At 39.8% G+C, this 17,545-nt stretch carries 21 protein-coding genes and 2 riboswitches; of the genes, 9 read left to right on the top strand and 12 right to left on the bottom strand.

From position 1 onward, the window contains the following. Positions 1 to 535: 535 nt before the first annotated feature. Positions 536 to 736, bottom strand: a complete 201-nt coding sequence (locus ACIQXN_RS01680; protein ID WP_402961091.1) for a hypothetical protein — start codon at positions 734 to 736, stop codon at positions 536 to 538. 546 nt (positions 737 to 1,282) lie between these two features. Next, entirely contained in the window at positions 1,283 to 2,962 is a 1,680-nt protein-coding gene (locus tag ACIQXN_RS01675; protein ID WP_402961089.1) for a methyl-accepting chemotaxis protein, read from the bottom strand. A gap of 184 nt (positions 2,963 to 3,146) precedes the next feature. After that, positions 3,147 to 3,189, top strand: a riboswitch (PreQ1 riboswitch). Positions 3,190 to 3,246: 57 nt separating this feature from the next. On the opposite strand from ACIQXN_RS01675, the gene queC reads away from it, so the two are divergent. From queC to ACIQXN_RS01655, 4 genes are all read left to right on the top strand, one after another. Continuing rightward, positions 3,247 to 3,909 (top strand): 7-cyano-7-deazaguanine synthase QueC, encoded by a 663-nt coding sequence (gene queC, locus ACIQXN_RS01670; RefSeq protein ID WP_402961722.1) that lies wholly within the window; start codon positions 3,247 to 3,249, stop codon positions 3,907 to 3,909. Further along, the gene (gene queD, locus ACIQXN_RS01665; RefSeq protein WP_402961087.1) at positions 3,909 to 4,379 is read left to right on the top strand and encodes a 6-carboxytetrahydropterin synthase QueD; all 471 of its coding nucleotides are present in this window, start codon (positions 3,909 to 3,911) and stop codon (positions 4,377 to 4,379) included. Before queC ends, queD begins: the two co-directional genes overlap by 1 nt. Then, entirely contained in the window at positions 4,372 to 5,100 is a 729-nt protein-coding gene (queE, locus tag ACIQXN_RS01660; protein WP_402961084.1) for a 7-carboxy-7-deazaguanine synthase QueE, read from the top strand. Before queD ends, queE begins: the two co-directional genes overlap by 8 nt. A gap of 179 nt (positions 5,101 to 5,279) precedes the next feature. Next, the gene (locus tag ACIQXN_RS01655; protein ID WP_402961081.1) at positions 5,280 to 6,029 is read left to right on the top strand and encodes a creatininase family protein; all 750 of its coding nucleotides are present in this window, start codon (positions 5,280 to 5,282) and stop codon (positions 6,027 to 6,029) included. A 159-nt stretch (positions 6,030 to 6,188) separates the two neighbouring features. Here the strand turns inward: ACIQXN_RS01655 and ACIQXN_RS01650 are convergent, their stop codons facing one another. After that, the gene (locus tag ACIQXN_RS01650; RefSeq protein WP_402961079.1) at positions 6,189 to 6,869 is read right to left on the bottom strand and encodes a class I SAM-dependent methyltransferase; all 681 of its coding nucleotides are present in this window, start codon (positions 6,867 to 6,869) and stop codon (positions 6,189 to 6,191) included. Positions 6,870 to 7,026: 157 nt separating this feature from the next. Beyond that, positions 7,027 to 7,069: riboswitch (PreQ1 riboswitch) on the top strand. Between the two features lie 54 nt (positions 7,070 to 7,123). Between ACIQXN_RS01650 and ACIQXN_RS01645 the strand changes: the two genes are divergently transcribed. Both ACIQXN_RS01645 and ACIQXN_RS01640 read left to right on the top strand, forming a co-directional pair. Then, positions 7,124 to 7,681: a VUT family protein gene (locus tag ACIQXN_RS01645; protein WP_402961720.1), complete on the top strand. Its 558-nt coding sequence runs from the start codon at positions 7,124 to 7,126 to the stop codon at positions 7,679 to 7,681. Further along, positions 7,674 to 7,817, top strand: coding sequence for a hypothetical protein (locus ACIQXN_RS01640; protein WP_402961077.1), 144 nt, complete (start codon positions 7,674 to 7,676; stop codon positions 7,815 to 7,817). The genes ACIQXN_RS01645 and ACIQXN_RS01640 overlap by 8 nt, the downstream gene beginning before the upstream one ends. A 368-nt stretch (positions 7,818 to 8,185) precedes the next feature. Here ACIQXN_RS01640 and ACIQXN_RS01635 read toward each other — a convergent pair whose 3' ends face one another. The 3 genes from ACIQXN_RS01635 to ACIQXN_RS01625 are packed head-to-tail and all read right to left on the bottom strand — an operon-like array spanning position 8,186 to position 10,416. Next, the gene (locus tag ACIQXN_RS01635; protein ID WP_402961075.1) at positions 8,186 to 9,220 is read right to left on the bottom strand and encodes a TolB family protein; all 1,035 of its coding nucleotides are present in this window, start codon (positions 9,218 to 9,220) and stop codon (positions 8,186 to 8,188) included. 12 nt (positions 9,221 to 9,232) lie between these two features. Further along, positions 9,233 to 10,096 carry a permease prefix domain 1-containing protein gene (locus tag ACIQXN_RS01630; RefSeq protein ID WP_402961073.1) on the bottom strand — a complete coding sequence of 288 codons (864 nt, stop codon included), beginning with the start codon at positions 10,094 to 10,096 and terminating at the stop codon, positions 9,233 to 9,235. Continuing rightward, on the bottom strand, positions 10,096 to 10,416 hold the full coding sequence (locus ACIQXN_RS01625) for a PadR family transcriptional regulator (RefSeq protein WP_402961071.1): 321 nt from the start codon (positions 10,414 to 10,416) through the stop codon (positions 10,096 to 10,098). The genes ACIQXN_RS01630 and ACIQXN_RS01625 overlap by 1 nt, the downstream gene beginning before the upstream one ends. Positions 10,417 to 10,669: 253 nt before the next feature. On the opposite strand from ACIQXN_RS01625, the gene ACIQXN_RS01620 reads away from it, so the two are divergent. Beyond that, positions 10,670 to 11,410, top strand: a complete 741-nt coding sequence (locus ACIQXN_RS01620; protein ID WP_402961068.1) for an alpha/beta hydrolase — start codon at positions 10,670 to 10,672, stop codon at positions 11,408 to 11,410. Positions 11,411 to 11,485: 75 nt separating this feature from the next. On the opposite strand, the gene ACIQXN_RS01615 is transcribed toward ACIQXN_RS01620, so the two are convergent. From ACIQXN_RS01615 to ACIQXN_RS01595, 5 genes are all read right to left on the bottom strand, one after another. Continuing rightward, positions 11,486 to 12,187 carry a DUF421 domain-containing protein gene (locus tag ACIQXN_RS01615; protein WP_402961066.1) on the bottom strand — a complete coding sequence of 234 codons (702 nt, stop codon included), beginning with the start codon at positions 12,185 to 12,187 and terminating at the stop codon, positions 11,486 to 11,488. 106 nt (positions 12,188 to 12,293) lie between these two features. After that, positions 12,294 to 12,446, bottom strand: coding sequence for an anti-repressor SinI family protein (locus ACIQXN_RS01610; protein ID WP_402961064.1), 153 nt, complete (start codon positions 12,444 to 12,446; stop codon positions 12,294 to 12,296). A 347-nt stretch (positions 12,447 to 12,793) separates the two neighbouring features. Then, positions 12,794 to 13,933, bottom strand: coding sequence for a CAP domain-containing protein (locus ACIQXN_RS01605; protein ID WP_402961062.1), 1,140 nt, complete (start codon positions 13,931 to 13,933; stop codon positions 12,794 to 12,796). 41 nt (positions 13,934 to 13,974) lie between these two features. Further along, positions 13,975 to 14,271: a hypothetical protein gene (locus tag ACIQXN_RS01600; protein WP_402961060.1), complete on the bottom strand. Its 297-nt coding sequence runs from the start codon at positions 14,269 to 14,271 to the stop codon at positions 13,975 to 13,977. 82 nt (positions 14,272 to 14,353) lie between these two features. Then, entirely contained in the window at positions 14,354 to 14,725 is a 372-nt protein-coding gene (locus ACIQXN_RS01595) for a winged helix-turn-helix transcriptional regulator (protein ID WP_402961718.1), read from the bottom strand. Positions 14,726 to 14,891: 166 nt separating this feature from the next. On the opposite strand from ACIQXN_RS01595, the gene ACIQXN_RS01590 reads away from it, so the two are divergent. Beyond that, a complete protein-coding gene (locus ACIQXN_RS01590; protein WP_402961058.1) occupies positions 14,892 to 15,734 on the top strand; it encodes an aldo/keto reductase in 843 nt (280 codons plus the stop codon). 43 nt (positions 15,735 to 15,777) lie between these two features. On the opposite strand, the gene ACIQXN_RS01585 is transcribed toward ACIQXN_RS01590, so the two are convergent. Then, positions 15,778 to 16,218, bottom strand: coding sequence for a MarR family winged helix-turn-helix transcriptional regulator (locus ACIQXN_RS01585; RefSeq protein WP_402961056.1), 441 nt, complete (start codon positions 16,216 to 16,218; stop codon positions 15,778 to 15,780). Positions 16,219 to 16,400: 182 nt separating this feature from the next. On the opposite strand from ACIQXN_RS01585, the gene ACIQXN_RS01580 reads away from it, so the two are divergent. Continuing rightward, positions 16,401 to 17,429 (top strand): NADH:flavin oxidoreductase/NADH oxidase, encoded by a 1,029-nt coding sequence (locus ACIQXN_RS01580; RefSeq protein WP_402961054.1) that lies wholly within the window; start codon positions 16,401 to 16,403, stop codon positions 17,427 to 17,429. The last annotated feature ends 116 nt before the right edge of the window (positions 17,430 to 17,545 follow it).

The raw sequence follows: 17,545 nt of genomic DNA, 5'->3' as shown, positions 1-17,545 counted from the left end.
ATCATATTTGTCCGGTAAGAAAGAAAAGTTATTCTAATATATTCCATTTAAACAGTGGTTAATAGTTGACAAGTGGGTATTCATCCCCGCATCTAAATAGCTATTTTCCGATAGTTATTTAGTAATGAAAGATACATATTTTAGAGTTATGTAATTGTATATACCCATTCGATTCAAGAGTTTAATCCATTAAATGGAAGGTTGCTGGCTTGTTTTTATGAACTGATTCGATTTACCCCTTTTGTCTAAGTTAATTAAACTTGGATAAAAATGGGCTGAAGCACACACTGATTTTTTTTATTATTTTTGGCTATAAATTCGATAAATACCTGGGGGCTATACAAGTTAAAAATCGATTAATCTAATTTTTGAGAGTGGATGACTAGTTTCTTCTATTAATATAGTGTTAATGTAAGATAAAAAAAGCTCAGAATAAATTTCTGAGCTTTCGGATGATACTATTTTTAAAATTATAAGGGTTAAGGTTCAAATGAAACTTAATTCAATAATAGTAGAGATTATTTTACGCCAGTGTTCAACTAGATTTCTTTCTGTCAGAAACCATTGGGCGAGAGTCCTTTTTGCCACCATCTATAACATAAAGCATAGGTGCCAATCTTCTGTTCCCTTTATCGGCAGAATTCATCTTCAGATAATTTTCGTATTCGTTGCGAAAGAATTCTTCTTGGGCTTTCCCTTCGTTTAACTTTGCTATGAATTTGAAAAATCGTTTCATATGAATTCCTCCTTGTTTTGGTTAAAAAGTATTAGGTTAATAGTAACATACTTTGGGTGAAATTTAACCATTTATTATAAAAAGGTAATAAAAATTACAATAAGTAGTTATTTAGTTTCATATTCTAGATAAGGATCATGTTAATGATGTGAGATCTTTCAGGAACTTTTGAAAGTTTAATCGGGTTTCTTAATGAGAGTATTTTAGAGTTGTTTTGGATTGCTGTTTTTTAAAAGCGTGCTAACACTTCTAGAGAGGAAGTAGTAATTCTACTGTTTTCTGATATAAATATTACTGGAGTAATATTTATTATACGTTGAATATTCAGAAAATAATAGTGAAAGTTGAATATTTCTCTCTGTAAAAGATTCTGATGATGATTTTTTCTATTATTTATTTGTTATATGCTGTTATTAGTTTATTCCCCATATTCACGATAGTAAAACAATTTTAATATAGAGGAAATAATTGTTATCGGGAAGGTGAGTATACCGTCTGAAATAAAAAGAACTTCCCACATATAATTGTGAGAAGTCGCTGCTAATTTCATAATCTGAACTTTTTAACTTGATCTGTTAGCTGTTCAGCCGATATGGAGAGTTCACTGGCATGGTTGGTGATTTCGTCCATGGAAGAGCTGGATTGCTGTGCTGAGGCGGAAACTTGTTCAATTCCCGCTGCTGATTCTTCAGACACGGCTGCGATGTCTTCGACGGCTTGGTTAATTTTTTTGCTATTGGTAGAGATATAGTGTAAGTCGTTGGTTATAAGTTGTAATTTTGTGCTCATGGCTCCGACTGACTGATTGATCGTTTCAAATGTTTGGCCGGTGATGGTAATTTGTTTGGTGCCTTCATCTACTTGTGTATATCCCTCTTCCAAGGAGTGAACGACGGTTTTTGAACCAGTTTGAATAGCTGTAACGATTCCTGTAATATCCCCAACAGAGTCTGTAACTTGTTCTGCAAGTTTGCGAACTTCTTCGGCGACGACGGCAAATCCTTTTCCATGTTCGCCGGCGCGAGCAGCCTCGATAGCTGCATTTAAGGCAAGTAAATTAGTTTGATTGGAGATATCCTGTATGACTTGAACCAGCTTTGAAATTTCCTGTGATTGAGAATCAAGACCTTTTACTTCTTCCACGGCTTGTTTTACAATTCCGTCAATCGTTTGCATTTGTTGCACCGAATTGTTCATTAATGTCATTCCTTCCTTGGTCAAGGATAGGATCTCGGTGGAAGTTTGGGAAATTTCTTCTCCCTCTAGATGAGCCTTTTGAATTTTGCTTGAGAATTTTTCCATCATACGGACAATTTCTGTTGCCTGGTTTGCTTGTGACTCTGAACCTTCCGATAGTTCGTACATGGTGGTTGCTATCTGACTGCTTCCTTGTTGTACTTCATTTGCCGATTGGGTCAGCTCTTCGCTTTTGCTCGTAACGGATTCAGAAACATTCAACATTTTTTCAATGATTTCGCGAAGGTTCCTCTGCATTTCGTTGGCGGAAAGTGTCAATTCTCCGAGTTCATCTTTTGTTGTCTGTTTAAGTGGTTCGTGGTTTAATTCGCCATTCTCCACTAACTTCATTCTATCCCGGATTTTTAGGATGGGTTTTGTAATGAGGGTGGCAGTGACTAGGGCCAAACTAATTCCGGCTATGATAGTAATGATGGTTAAAATGATACTCGTCGTTTTAACAGATTCGCCACTGCTGATAATGGTCTCACCAGAATCGACAATCAATTTTTCGCGTTCGGAAGCGAGCTCCTTAAAGCCAGCCATTACTTCAATACTGATGGGGGCTACTTCATTTGATAATATTTGTTTAGCTTGCTTTGCATCTCCTTGCTCAAACTGTGTAAAGACGCGTTCTTCGAGCATGGTTCTCCAATCTATGCTTTTTTCAATCAATTCCTTCGTTCTTTCAGAATCTGATAAAGCCAAGAGTTCGTCCTGAAGTTTTTTGCTATCTTCGGTATAAGCTAGGAAATCCTCTTTATATTTTTTATCCCCGAATAAGATATACCCTCTAGCAAATGCCACTCTTTGTGAGACGTTATATAGTAATTGCTCATCTTTAATAAGAAGTGGTAATTCATGGTCGATAATATCCCTGGAATATTTCAGGGACTTATTGCTACTGTAAATACTGTAGGCTCCTAAGATGATAGATAAAGAAATGACTAGCATAAATGTAATCAATATCTTTGTTTTAATACGTTTCAAGTTGATGTCCCCTTTTTATGTATAGTAGTGTACCTCTTGTATATCGGAAAATGGAGAGCATATATTAAGTTTCAGAATAAAAAGATGGCATGACTAGGAGTATTCTTGTTTTTATGGATTTTTCTTGATAGGATTTAGTGGTTTACGTTATGATTACATTAGGAATATTAATATTCCGCTTAAGGCGGAAGAGGTTCTAGCTACCCTCTCAAAAAAACTAAGGAGAAGCAGCACTCTATTCTTAGGGTGCTGTTTTTTCTGTGAAAAGGAGTTTTATCGAAATGATGAAGAAGGAAAAGGCAATAGTGGTGTTTAGCGGGGGACAGGACAGTACGACCTGTTTATTCTGGGCAATGGAGCGGTTTGCAGAAGTGGAGGCAGTGACGTTTGATTATAATCAGCGGCACAGCTTGGAAATTGAATGTGCACGGGATATTGCAAAGGAACTCGGGATTCCCCATCATGTGCTGGACATGTCCTTGTTGAATCAATTGGCGCCGAATGCGTTGACCAGAAAGGATATTGCCGTTGTGGATGGAGAAGACGGAGAGTTACCGTCAACATTTGTTCCGGGGAGGAATCTACTGTTCATGTCGTTTGCAGGTGTGCTTGCAAGCCAAATTGGGGCGAAGCATATTGTAACCGGGGTTTGCGAGACGGATTTCAGCGGATATCCTGACTGCCGTGATGTATTCATCAAATCATTGAACGTTACTTTGAATCTCTCGATGGACCAGAACTTTGTGATAGATACGCCGCTTATGTGGCTGAATAAAGAGGAAACATGGGAAATGGCGGACAAACTCGGAGCATTCGATTTCGTTCGCGAGAAGACGCTCACTTGTTACAACGGAATCATGGCTGATGGCTGTGGGGAGTGCCCGGCGTGCAAGCTTCGAAAAAAAGGTTTGGAAGACTATGTAAAGAGACGGCAGGTGACCTTATAATGTATGGTTACAAGATTGTCGATAAGCTCCAAGTAATGGATCAGGACATTGAACGCAACCAATTAAACTATCATCAAAGGCGGGTGCTGGTGAGCAAGGAATTCACTTTCGATGCCGCACATCATCTTCATGAGTATGAAGGCAAATGCAAGAATCTTCATGGCCATACCTATAAGGTCATTTTTGGTGTGAGTGGCTATAATGACTCCCGCGGGTTGATGATCGACTTTGGTGATTTGAAAGAGATTTGGAAAAATGAAATCGAGATTCATCTGGATCACCGCTATTTGAATGAAACACTGCCACTTATGAATACAACGGCAGAAAATATCGTCGTCTGGATTTATGAAAAAATGGCTGATTCCCTGAAGAACAAGGACTATAAAGGGGCCCGGGTCGAATTTGTACGTCTATATGAAACACCCACGAGTTATGCCGAAGCAAGACGGGAGTGGATGGACTATGAGTAAATTGCCCGTCATGGAAATCTTCGGACCGACGATTCAAGGAGAAGGAATGGTCATCGGACAGAAGACGATGTTTGTCAGGACGGCCGGCTGCGATTATTCGTGTGCGTGGTGTGACTCCGCATTCACCTGGGATGGCACAGGCAAGGAAGATATCGTCCCCATGACCGCTGAAGAAATTTGGACTGAGCTAAAAGCGAAGGGAGGAAAGGGATTTTCCTTTGTGACGATATCGGGAGGAAATCCTGGTCTGCTGAAAAATCTTGATGGCTTGATTGCGCTTTTAAAAGAGAAAAACATCAAAATCGGCGTCGAAACGCAAGGAAGCCGTTGGCAGGATTGGTTTCTCGATATTGATGAACTGACGATTTCACCCAAGCCACCAAGTTCAAAGATGAAAACCGATTTTGAAGTGCTCGACCAAATCATACAAGAGCTAACCGACACAAGGCACGAAAACCAATTCTCTTTGAAGGTTGTCGTCTTCGATCAGGTTGATTATCTGTATGCAAAGAACGTGCATAAGCGCTATCCAAACGTTCCTTTTTACTTACAGGTGGGCAATGATGACAGTGCGACGAAGGATGACAGGCAGTTAATCAGTGAACTTTTGAAAAAATATGAACGGTTAATTGATCAGGTAATAGCAGATGATGAACTGAATGATGTGAAGGTACTGCCCCAGTTACATACGTACATATGGGGAAATAAACGGGGCGTTTAGCGATGGATAGAATTATATTCAAACTACAATCCCAAATACGATCAAATGGCTCATACAATTCTTCGAACCAATTACAAGAAAAGCAATTTAATATAAAAGGTGAAGGAGATCTTGAAACTTTTTCCTGGTAATAAAAAAGTGATAAAATTAAATGACTAGGGAGAAAAAGGAGATTTCATATGTTAAGTTTTAGAGATTCAACAAAGATTGTTCAGGAAAGTGGGACAGAAATCGCAATAATTTCTGTTGGAGCTACGGAACAGTTTGGACCATACTTACCGATGCATTTAGATACATTAATAGCTGAACAGTATGCAAATGCTTTTGGAGAATTATTAGGTGGCTACGTATTACCAACACTTCCTTTTAACACTTCAGAAGAGCATGCTAACTGTAAAGGCACTATTACAGTGAGTCCCAATGTGTTAACTTCAATGTTGGAAGAGATAATTTTTAATTTATCGAGACAAGGTTTTAAAAAATTCGTTTTATGTAATGGACATGGAGGGGCTTACTGGGAATCTGCTTTTGTCAAACAAATAAACTATAAGTATCCTGAACTTATTTTAATTACTACCCATCGGCATTTAGCTTGGGAAGAGGCTTTAAAGGAAGCAGGTATTGAAGGACTTAAAGAAAGACATGCTGGTTTCTTATCAGTATGTACGGCAATGTGGCTTTGCCCGGAACTTGTAAAGGTTGGTTCAATGGGTTCTGAAGTGCCTGTCGAAAATAATAAATTCGCTGATTATGTTTTTTGGGATAAGCTTACGAAAGATGGCTGCTGGGGTAAATTTGAAAGTGACAGTTATTCCGATGAAAAACTTGCTTCAATTGGAAAAACATTCTGGACCTCTTATATTTTGAAGAGAAGTGAACTTTTAAAAGAAACTCTTGATAAGGCATATCAATTAAAAATGGGACGATGAAAACAAATTAAAAAAAGCAGGGGATTTTCTCTTGCTCTTTTTTAATAGGGGTAAAACGCCATACATCTTTTGTTTTTTTATGAAAAGGTAGTTTCCAGTGAAGGGAAAATACCGCTTTTCTTCTTATTATATATTCCTGTGTGTTCTATCTGGACTGATTTACGTTTTCCTTCCGTATAACACAACGAAATTAAAATACTTATATAGACAATCGACATCCTGAAACCCGCTTTGGTGCAACCATTTAATTTGATCTTCCAGTGTGGACATTTTATCAAGCTTCGTCCGTTCTTGGGCAGCTTCCACTTCTTCTTTGGTTAAGCCACTGCTATTGATTTTAGTCGCCCAATCTTCTTTATAAAGCGACTCAATATGGGATGTTTGACCAAGCACTTGATCGGCATTCACGAACATGCCACCTGGCTTTAAAGCATCGTATAGACAATGATAAAGATTCTTTTTCTCATTATCCGTTAAATGATGGATGGATAAGGAGGAAATGACGAAATCATACTTGTTTTCGAAAACATAATCCGTATAGTCGGCGATTATATACTGGACATCACTTTCACTTTTGAAGCGGTCTTTTGCAACTTTCATCATTTTCTCGGAAATATCGATGAGAGTCAGTTTTGCTTGTGGGAATTTACCTTTTAGAAAGGAAGAAAACAGTCCGGTGCCTGCACCGATATCCAATACATCGGGTCTGTCATTATTCGTCTCGAGAACCGTGATGGGTATCGAGTAGAAATCATCAAAGCACGGAATAAGCTTACGTCGTTGCTCATCATATTGAGAGGCATGCTCATTGAAACTTTCCCTTACATAGTCCTTTGTCATTTAAAAAAACCCCTTCCTTCTCTTTTTATTAGTATAAAGCGTTTGTCATAAAATGGATATAATGCAGAGTCGTACAGCTGACATTCATTCGGAAAAATATTGATTTACTCCCACATTCAAGATAAGATTAAGAAGGAAAATGATAAATCCGCTTAAGGCGGAAGAGGTTCTAGCTACCCTCTCAAAAAAACTAAGGAGAACAGCACTCTTTCTTAGGGTGCTGTTTTTCCTGTATAAGGAGATTGGAAGAAATGATCAGAATTTTATTGTATTTACTATCCATCGTCACCGCAAATGTGGTCACAGCAGCTTTTTTACCATTACAACTTGGTGTGTTCATCATTCCGATGGGAACATTGTTCATCGGAGGGACTTTCATCTTTCGTGATCTGGTTCAAAATAAATTTGGCAGGGCAAAGACCTATCTTTGCATTATCATGGCACTTATTTTATCAGCAAGTGTATCATTCTTATTAGGGGACACATTATTGATCGTATTTGCTTCTGCCCTATCGTTCGTGGTGGCGGAAACGGCAGATACTGAGATATACACCCGCTTAAAGCTACCGTTGGGCTGGAGGGTGTTTTACTCTGGGGTTGTGGGAGGCTTTTTCGACTCCGCGATATTCGTCGTGATCGGGCTTAGTCCGTTGGGTGCGAATATTTTGCCTTGGGATGCCGTGCCTGCCGCCATTTTTGGCCAGATTATCGTTAAAACTATCATTCAGTCTATCGGTGCTGTCCTATTGGGTAAAATCCATGTAAGACTTGAAAAGCGGTTAAGTACGGGAGGGAATGCGCTCGATGGATGATACGAAAAAAGAAGAAGACAAGTGCCATTGCTTGGAAGCCTTTCGCGAGAAATATGGTCCGCAAGTCCAGGGGGAATGTTTGAAATTTTCATGTGCCAATTATAGAAAGCATAATCGAGATAAGCGAGAATCGTGAGAATACATGAGAAAGGTAAACAGAAGAAAAACCCGTTACCAAGACGGGTTTTTCTTATATAGGTTAGTTTTTTATCCAGGTTAGCATACGAATCACTTCAAAAGGTTCAAACCAGGTTACCCATAATAAGATGAAAAAGAGTGAGGCAACAGAAAAGAATTTCGCATTGCCTTTTTCTTTTGCTCCTATTGCGATAAAGCTAAAAATGGCTCCCACGATTTATGTTATTATGAAACCAAACAAAAAATAGTCATGAGTAACGGTACTTAAGAAACGTAATCCAATCCCAATTAATCCAATACTGCTAAAAGCTATAGATAGCCTACTATATTTCCTCATAATATCACCCACTTTACTATTCTCACTATTCATTCATTCGGTAAGATAATTTCCTTCGGCGCACCTCCATCGATATCCACTTTATATAGGTGATACTCCGGATCGCTTACCCCGAATTTTTTATCTACCATGAAGTAGACCGTTTTTGAATCGCCGCTAAGGACTGGGCGTTCGGTGTACTCATCTAAGTGTGTGAGCTGTTTTTCGGTTTTGGTTTCAAGGTCGTACGTATATAATTCATAGATATAATTTTCCCCTGAGTCCTCGTTTGCGATAGATTGGAAAACCATCGTTTTTTCATCGGGTCCCATCATGAAATCGAACACATCAACATCTCTCTCAGGGTCGGAGACGGTTTCGATTTTCTTATTCTTGAATTCGATTTTAAAGATCCGTTGATGCGTTTCGAAAATTTCATCAGCCGTTTTAGCATCGTCATCATCGTCCGTTTGATAATATGCGGCTTTCCCGTCCCCTGCGACATTTAGAGAACTGAGACCGTATTTTTTGAACGTGGTCAATTGGGTAGACTCATTCTTCTCGAAATCAAACTCATAGATATCGAGGTCATGCGGACGTGGACCAGCGATGGGTGAATAGTTTTTATAGGTGCCGGCCCCGATATAAAAAAGGGAACGGCCCTGATTCTCGAATTCGAGTTCTGTGAGGAGAAAATCTACATCGAATAATTCGTTGACCTTCTTGGATCTCAGATCAAGCAAGTGTACAGTACTCGTCGAATCTTCGCCTTGGTTTTTATCTGTCGTGATAAATGCGAGCATATCCCCTTCATAGGAAAAGGTAGGATCGAGTATTTGTTCATCGTTTTTGAGTTCGATGACTTTTTCCTCCAAGGATAAGTCTGGATTATAAAGGTTTAATTGTGGTTTGCCCTGATCATGCGTGACATAGGCAAACGTTCCTTGGCTGGAAACATCGTATTGATTGGTAAGACCCTGTTGTTTTTCATTTTCTTCTTTTTTAAAGACCAAGCCGGCCATGACAAATAAAAGGGTCACGAGAGCTAGCGAGATCAAAATGAGATAAATCGATTTCTTTTTCATTTCAAGAGCTCCTTATCGGTAAAGAGTGAACAGCGTTAGGACAATGGACAACACAAGCACAACCTGTAAAAGGGTGCAAATAGTCGATGCCTTTGGATGTTTTTTCAATAATTTGATCTGCAAGATGTATAGAGATATCCAGAGAACGGCCGGGATGAAAAATAGTACCATAAACAGTTGGATTTCACTTGAGAAAATCAGGAAGATATATAGATAAAAGATGGTGACCGCCATAATCAAGACGCCAAGTGTTATATTAAATATATGCAGCCGCTTGGCTTTTCTTAAAGACTTACCGGTATAGCTTGGCAGCACCAAGGCTGTCTTATAAATGAGATAAAGAGAGAGCAAGAGAATCGCCGCAATGATCAGGCTGAATAAGGGAAACATCGTGAAGTCGAGGGCGGAAGCGACTCCCCAGCCATATAGATAGACAAGGGTGTGTGTCACTAAAGCTGTATTGATCCAAATTTTGCGATTGATAGAGACTAAGAGGTTAAGGGTAAGTGAGAGTAAGGTAGCGCTAGTCAATATCGAAAAAAGAAGCCAGCCGATGTAAGCATCGCCATTTTGAAAAAGTTGTAATGAGTATACGGAGAACGTGTAAAGAATGGACACGATCGAAAGTGTCAGCATTAGTTCTTTTCGATAGGGAAAGAGCGCTTGCTGAATTTGACTGCCAATCTCCCATTCCTCTCCAAAAAGGTCTATCGCCATCTTCTCCGCTTGTTGAGGGGAATGACCTTGTTTGATTAAGTCGGCTTGGCTCATCTCTAGATGGACGAGTATTTCTTCATACATGTCTTCTTTTTCTTCCTTGGTACAATCGGTTTGATTAACGATTTTTTGAATATATCGTTCGAATTTTGTTTTCATCAGAAATCCTCCGCGCTTTTCCGGACTAAATTTTCCAGGAAGGAAAAACTGCTGCGTTTCCTTTCCAGTTCCGTTTGTCCACTGTCGGTAAGCCGGTAATATTTCCTTCGTCCTGCCTCGGACTCTTGCCAATACCCTTCAATGTATTCCTTTTTTTCTAAACGCTTAAGAGCAGGGTATAGCGTGCCTTCACTGATTTCATATTGTCCTTCGCCCATCTTTCTCAAAACTTTCGTCATTTCATAGCCGTATAATTCTTTTTGGGAAAGAAGCGAAAGTATGAGGAGGTCAATGCTGCCCTTCATCATTTCCTTATCCAATTATAATCACCATCTTTTTCCTTTTTTTATATTGTATGACGATGCACCTCGTATTACAAGGTAAAAGATTCTAAAAAAAGTAAATTTTAGATTGCTAAATAAAATCAGTCATAGTAAAATGTGCTTCGAGCCGGATGACTTGTCCAAATTAAGGCCAAGGTACTATAATCAAGGTAACCATAACATTTTAAGAAACTTAATGATTTTATCTGAAATTTCAACATATACAACTAGAGGAAAAGGAGCAGATAGTATGAAAGTCATTGCACCTGAGACATTCACATATAAAGGTGGAGATAGAGCAGTTCTCTTACTTCACGGATTTACCGGAAGCACAGCAGATATGAAGAAGTTGGGTCGTTATCTCAATGACCGCGATTATACCTGCCACGCACCTCTATATAAAGGTCATGGCGTGCCAGCTGAGGAACTTATTCATACCGGTCCTAAGGATTGGTGGAAAGACGTAGTGGAGGGGTATCGTTTCCTTAAAGAAGAAGGGTATGAGGAAATTGCCGTTATCGGGATTTCACTCGGCGGGGTCTTTTCTTTGAAAGTGGGAACTGAATTCCCTGTGAAGGGGGTTGTTTCCATGTGTGCGCCCATGCAGGGAAGAGATGTCGAGCGACTACATAACCGTATGATTAGTTATGCCAAGGCTTACAAGAAATTTGAAGGCAAAGAGGCAGAGCAAATCGATGCCGAAATAAAGCTCCTTGAACAAGAGCCAATGGATTCATTGAAAGATGTGTTGCATATCATCGAAGAGACGAGTGAAAATTTAGACTTAATCACTGCGCCAACCCTTGTTCAACAAGGTCGACTGGATGCACCTGACTATACGAATAGCGCACCGACAATATTCAATGAAGTCGATACGCAACATAGGCAATTGATTTGGTACGAGCAATCAGGACACATCATCACATTGGGAAAAGAACGCGAGCAAGTGTATGAGGATGTTTATCGCTTTTTGAATACCCTGGACTGGTAAGAAGGAAAAAAGGAAGGCCGCCGATTCGAAGTTGGCGGCCTTTTCCTATGATATGAAAACTTTTAGCAGACCAATCTAGCCGTATAAGAAGACTTTGAGGTTACCGGTATGATCTATAGTTGCCAATAAAATATCGGTTACACCCGCATTGTACATGGTTATTTTATTTTTTAACCATCCTTCATCTTTACCTAATCGGTTTAATTCATGAAAATCAATCTTCCCCTCCTTAATTATAATTATGGGAAAAGAAAATGGCTTTGTAGTTAACTGTATGTCAGCTGGGGCAATTGCTTGGTATTGGGGAAGTAAGAAGAACGAAATAGTCCCATCAGGTTCCCAAAATGCCAATGCAACTTTTTGGATTTCTTTAATTCTTGCTTTTCTTAATTCGGATAATAAAATATCGATTGAAATACGTGATTTGATTAAGTTTTTATGGATGACTTGTCCGTTTTCTATAAGGGGCAAAGGAGGACCTCCGAAAAAGTCTTGAAGTCTGCCCCAATGAAGACTCCAAAATACACTGATGATATATAAAATAACTAGTACGACAGACGTGATCATTGGCCCCTTTAAGCCTAACTGTTCATCAGATAATGGATGGGCAAGAATATTTCCAATGATTAAGGCCATTAAAAAATCAATCAACCTTAACTGGGAAATGGCTCGGCGCCCCATCATTTTAACCGCAAAAAGTAAAAAAAAGAAAGATACAATCGCTCGCAAAATCCACTGAAGGCTGGTAAGTGTTTCTTGGCTGTAGAAAAAATCCATCTAAGCTCACGTCCTTGATTTTGGTTATCTAAGAACTAGTATGAGCGTTTGACCGATATAGATGTAAAAATAAAAGAAGTGAACCTCTAATGGAAGCCCACCTCTGTTATCGTATTTGGTGCGTTGCCACGCCACCTGAGTCCTTCTCGATGAATTTTCTAACTTGTTCTAGCGTTATTCCACATTGCTTCGCTTCTATAATGAGTGCTAGCCATAAACTATCAAGGGGCTTCTGCTGAAGCTCTTCTTCGCAATCCATGAATTATCCTCCAATCTAACCCTTGTTCTTTAAATAACCCAGAGCATTGCAAGCTAGAAAGTAAACTGACTGATTGGGTTTAGTTCTATTACATAATAGCCGATTCTTTTGTCTCTATGACTGTTCTGATGGTTAATGTTAGGAGCTTTAAGTGTGGGAAAATCAGACGGGTCAATATGGTGAGGAACATTATTCTTTATTGGATTAAATACTTCTCATAATATTACTCCTGTGTATTATCTAACAGGAATAAAGTAGTAGTCAAGTTAAAATGTGCAATTGACAGAATATTTGATAAAAAACAAAAAAACCGTTCAGGTCATCCCTGATTACGGCTTGAAAATGGCTCATCTTGTTACATAATTCTCTGTATAATATGGTTTTTCATTTTCTTCAAAGGCAACCCCCACTCCGAGTGAAGAGAAGTCTTTTTGTAATTTATTTTCCCTATGCCCGATTGAATTCATTAAACCTTCATGTGCAAAGATACTGCTGTTCTGACCAGCAGCAAGGTTTTCTCCAGCCATCCGGAACGATATCTTATCACTTTCCATCCGATCGAAGGGGGATTCCCCTTCAAGATTGGTGTGGTTGAAGTATTGATTGACGGCCATGTCTTTGCTGTGATCTTGAGCGGTCACTTTAACCTGTTTATCCCATGAAAGGACGGAAAGGTCGTGATTGACCCTTGAAGCATTGGTCAGATCGAAGAGTTGATATTCAAAGCCCTTTTTAAGCTCAGGGCTAGCGGCTGCGAAATAAGTGCGCTTCTGCTGTTCAAGACCTGCACTGATGATTTGGATCGATGTGACGGTATTCTTCTCATGTTTATCATAAAAAATCGTGACGAAGCTGTTATCCATCTTGAATATATCGTATTCGCCATTGCTCTGAATCTGGTAATACACATTGCCTTTAAGCAGTTTTGTGATCGGTTCACTCATTTTTTCCGTCACCGTTTCCTTTGATGTGCCCCGTTTTATCCCCTGCTTGGAGGAAATTAAATCTTGATTTGTATAGAGACCGACCACTTTATCCTTGCTGTCGTATGCGACCATGAAGAAGTTTTGGTAGTTTTCATGATAGGCAAACCACTCCACTCCATATTCGTTCACGGAATGACGTTTCGCAGGTCCGGCTTGATTTTCAACGGAATCCTTTGTGTCGCCAAGCTCGATATTACGGACCGAAAAGGAGGATCCAGCAGGGGCTTGCAAGTCAGGTTTTTCCACCTTTTTCGTTTCGGGCTGTTCTTCATTCCTTGATTGATTCATTGTATCTGTCAACTTTCCGATTAACTGGTTGACTTCGGCATTCAACTTTTCGATGGCATTGGATACTTCAGGCTTGGTTAAGAGGGAGCGAACATCTGTCGTGAAAGATTCGATTCCCGCCTTTATTCCCGATTCCTGAATGTCTTTTCCATATCCATACCAAAAACCGCCGAGAAGGAGAAAGAGAATCATTATATTCAGCACTTTTTGCACATCGTTCACCCCAACTCACTATATAATCACGTTTCCTAGAATTAGCTTGTAAATTGTAAGAGGGGAGGAATCATCAACAATACGATGGAAAAAACGAATAGGACCTGTGTAACCCTTTTTGGCAGCTTTTCTTTTTTTCCTTTATACCACCCACTGAATTGCAACTTGTTTCGATATACAATAAACAATAATATAAGTATGGCCACAGAACCCAAATAGCCATACTGATTATAATCGATGCCGAAATTCTGATAAACATTTGTTAATATGCCTGAACAAAAAGCGCCGACAATGCCAAATATTAAAAGAATCCGGAATAACTCCAATAGTATTCTCATGTTTTCCTCCTACATTTCATCTTGTGACCCCTACTGTATCTATTAGTTTTCTACACCAGTCTTAAGGGTTCCTTCATTTGATTCACTTAAGTCGATCATTTAACACACTTTCTTCAAGGACGGAAAATTTATCACCATACACTTTCGTAATATGATTTTCACCCCAAGTACATAATGCTTGTAATATGCTTTCTAAACTCTGTCCGTACTCACTAAGCTCATATTCTACTTTAGGCGGCATTTGGTTATAAACAATTCGATTGATTACTCCGTCCTTCTCCAATTCCCGCAATTGCTGGGTCAACATCTTTTGTGTGATGTTGGGCATTAGGCGTTTCAATTCGTTTGTCCGTTTTTTCCCGTGTGTTAAATGGCAAAGAATCACACACTTCCATTTTCCACCTAGGACCTCTAATGTTGCTTCGACTGAAATATTGTATTTCTTTTTCTGCATGCTCATTCTTTTCTCCCTACCTTTATAGGAACTTATAAGTACCTATATTACTTCAAAGTACGTACTTCTTTTTATTGTTAAAATATATCATAATTAAATGTAGGGATGTATGATAGTAAATGGTAGCGTTGCATCTCAATGAATAAAAAATTGGAGGTAAACAATCATGGTGAACAGTTTACAAGATACAACGACATTACATAATGGGATTAAAATGCCTTGGTTTGGCTTGGGTGTATTTAAAGTGGTAGAGGGCCCGGAATTAGTGAACGCGGTCAAAGTGGCAATTAAACACGGGTATCGCAGCATTGATACAGCAGCCGTTTATGCCAATGAAGTGGGAGTCGGAAAAGGCATTCGCGAAGGGCTAGAGGAAGCGGGAATAGCAAGAGAAGATTTGTTTGTTACCTCAAAGGTTTGGAATTCCGAATTGGGGTACGAATCGACACTCGCTGCATACGAAACAAGCTTAAAGAAACTAGGGTTGGAGTATTTGGACCTCTATCTGATTCATTGGCCTGTTGAAGGAAAATATAAAGAAGCATGGAGAGCATTGGAAACCCTTTATAAAGAAGGAAAAGTAAAAGCGATCGGGGTAAGTAATTTCCAAATCCACCATCTAAAAGATTTACTGGAAGACGCCGAAGTGAAGCCAATGGTCAATCAAGTCGAATGCCATCCGCGGTTAACGCAAAAAGATATTCAAGCATTTTGCCAAGATCAAGGAATTCAGTTAGAAGCATGGTCTCCACTGATGCAAGGGGAACTTCTGAATCATGAGCGATTACAAGAGATTGCGTCTACATACGGCAAAAGTGTTGCGCAAGTCATTTTACGTTGGGACTTACAAAATGGGATCGTCACTATTCCAAAATCAACAAAAGAGCACCGCATTGTCGAGAATGCTTCCATATTTGATTTTGAATTAACGGAAGAAGATATGGCAGAAATAAATGAATTGAATCAGAATCATCGGGTTGGCCCGGATCCTGACAACTTTGACTTTTAATTATGGAGAGATAGACAAGCTTTATGGTCTATCTCTTTTCTATTCATTCATCTTTACTCGATTTTTTGACATTCATGAAAAAAGTAAGGGCTGAAGCAATGTCGCTGTTTGATAGTGATGATGTAAGCGTTTTGTTGACCGTTTCCAATATGTCTTGGAGTCGCTGCTCGCCTTTATCGGTTATGAGAGCACACACCCCGCGGCGATCATCTTCATACCCAAGCCTTTTTATTACCCCACAGCTTTTATTTTCCATCCTGACGGAAAGTCTGGACATGGCACTTTGGCTTAATCCCACAAGTTGCTGCAATTCCAGGAGCCTCAGTTTTTTTTCGGGGGACTGTGATAAGTACAATAAAACGTAAAACTCATTTAACGGCATTTGGTGCTTTTCCTGCAAGGCCCTATCAAGTTCATTGGAGAGCATGGCATGAATATGTGTAAAGGATAGCCAAGTATTCATAAGGGATTGTTCATTGGACATCTCTTTTCGCCTCCTCCGCTTTATTTTTAAGATACCATTCGATTTATTAAATGTACCAATAGGAGGGGACAATGACAATAGGATTTTTAGGCAGCCGTCCGATTTGAATTAGTTGACACTGTATTTTTGGCGTGATATAAATGCATGTGCATGCATTAATTTATTGATGGAGGAGACTTAAAATGAATCATTTATTTTCACCTTATACTATAAAAAATCTAGAGCTTAAAAATAGAGTTGTCATGCCCCCTATGTGTCAGTACTCTGTCTATGCTGAAGATGGCATACCGACGAGTTGGCATCAGCATCATTACGTGAGCAGGGCCATTGGCGGCACAGGATTGATCATCGTGGAAATGACCGATGTCGAACCGGCTGGCCGCATTACCAACCGTGACCTTGGTCTATGGTCCGATGATCAAGTTGGCGCTTTCACCAAGATTGTTGATGAAGTGCACCAGCATGGAGCGAAGATTGCCATCCAAATCGCTCATGCAGGACGTAAAGCGGAAGATGCAGAAACGCCTGTTGCCCCTTCTGCAATTGCCTTTGACGAAAACTACAAAACGCCTAGAGCGTTGGAAACAGAAGAAGTGAAGGGAATGGTAGAGAAATTCCGCCTGGCGGTCAGAAGAGCCGTGCAAGCTGGGTTCGATGCCATCGAGTTGCACGGTGCACATGGCTATCTCATTCACCAATTCACGTCTCCACTTACCAATAAAAGGGAAGATGAATACGGAAAAGACCTTACCAAGTTCGGAGTGGAAGTCATCAAGGCAGCGAAAAGTGAAATGCCTGCAGACATGCCTTTGATCATGCGCATCTCTGCTAAAGAGTATGTGGATGGTGGATACGGAATCGAAGAGAGCATCGAGTTTTCGAAAGTCTTTAAAGAAGCGGGAGTGGATATGTTCCATGTCAGCTCCGGTGGAGAAGGTCCGATTGGTGCCGATGGAAGACCAGGCACGCATGCAAGCTATCAAACTCCATTAGCGAGGGAAATCAAGAAAGCGTTGGACATCCCGGTAATTGCTGTAGGTCGCTTGGAAGATCCGATTCTTGCAAACTCGATTATTGGTAATGAAGAAGCAGACTTGGTTGCAGTTGGAAGAGGCATGCTGCGTCAGCCTTACTGGACACTAGAAGCTTCTAAAACTCTGAATAAAAAGATCGAGCTTCCGGAACAGTATGAACTAGCATTCAAACATTAATAGTATACAGGGTGGCCGTAAGCATTGCTTGCGGCCATTTTGGCGTTTTTATGCATGTTTAAAAATAGTGCTTGCAGGTGACGTTACGTCACCTTTTAAACTGATGATAACGTTAT

The sequence above is a fragment of the Peribacillus sp. NPDC097295 genome (assembly GCF_044761665.1).
In the GTDB taxonomy this organism is placed as follows: Bacteria; Bacillota; Bacilli; order Bacillales; family DSM-1321; genus Peribacillus.
Note: the sequence above shows the minus strand (reverse complement) of the source record. Positions and strands in the feature narration are given on the sequence as shown.

Bases quoted from the DNA above. Each gene is read 5' to 3' on its own strand.
- ACIQXN_RS01680 (WP_402961091.1), bottom strand. From the start codon at position 736: ATGAAACGATTTTTCAAATTCATAGCAAAGTTAAACGAAGGGAAAGCC.
- queC (WP_402961722.1), top strand. From the start codon at position 3,247: ATGAAGAAGGAAAAGGCAATAGTGGTGTTTAGCGGGGGACAGGACAGT.
- queD (WP_402961087.1), top strand. From the start codon at position 3,909: ATGTATGGTTACAAGATTGTCGATAAGCTCCAAGTAATGGATCAGGAC.
- queE (WP_402961084.1), top strand. From the start codon at position 4,372: ATGAGTAAATTGCCCGTCATGGAAATCTTCGGACCGACGATTCAAGGA.
- ACIQXN_RS01655 (WP_402961081.1), top strand. From the start codon at position 5,280: ATGTTAAGTTTTAGAGATTCAACAAAGATTGTTCAGGAAAGTGGGACA.
- ACIQXN_RS01650 (WP_402961079.1), bottom strand. From the start codon at position 6,869: ATGACAAAGGACTATGTAAGGGAAAGTTTCAATGAGCATGCCTCTCAA.
- ACIQXN_RS01640 (WP_402961077.1), top strand. From the start codon at position 7,674: ATGGATGATACGAAAAAAGAAGAAGACAAGTGCCATTGCTTGGAAGCC.
- ACIQXN_RS01635 (WP_402961075.1), bottom strand. From the start codon at position 9,220: ATGAAAAAGAAATCGATTTATCTCATTTTGATCTCGCTAGCTCTCGTG.
- ACIQXN_RS01630 (WP_402961073.1), bottom strand. From the start codon at position 10,096: ATGAAAACAAAATTCGAACGATATATTCAAAAAATCGTTAATCAAACC.
- ACIQXN_RS01620 (WP_402961068.1), top strand. From the start codon at position 10,670: ATGAAAGTCATTGCACCTGAGACATTCACATATAAAGGTGGAGATAGA.
- ACIQXN_RS01615 (WP_402961066.1), bottom strand. From the start codon at position 12,187: ATGGATTTTTTCTACAGCCAAGAAACACTTACCAGCCTTCAGTGGATT.
- ACIQXN_RS01610 (WP_402961064.1), bottom strand. From the start codon at position 12,446: ATGGATTGCGAAGAAGAGCTTCAGCAGAAGCCCCTTGATAGTTTATGG.
- ACIQXN_RS01600 (WP_402961060.1), bottom strand. From the start codon at position 14,271: ATGAGAATACTATTGGAGTTATTCCGGATTCTTTTAATATTTGGCATT.
- ACIQXN_RS01595 (WP_402961718.1), bottom strand. From the start codon at position 14,725: ATGCAGAAAAAGAAATACAATATTTCAGTCGAAGCAACATTAGAGGTC.
- ACIQXN_RS01590 (WP_402961058.1), top strand. From the start codon at position 14,892: ATGGTGAACAGTTTACAAGATACAACGACATTACATAATGGGATTAAA.
- ACIQXN_RS01585 (WP_402961056.1), bottom strand. From the start codon at position 16,218: ATGTCCAATGAACAATCCCTTATGAATACTTGGCTATCCTTTACACAT.
- ACIQXN_RS01580 (WP_402961054.1), top strand. From the start codon at position 16,401: ATGAATCATTTATTTTCACCTTATACTATAAAAAATCTAGAGCTTAAA.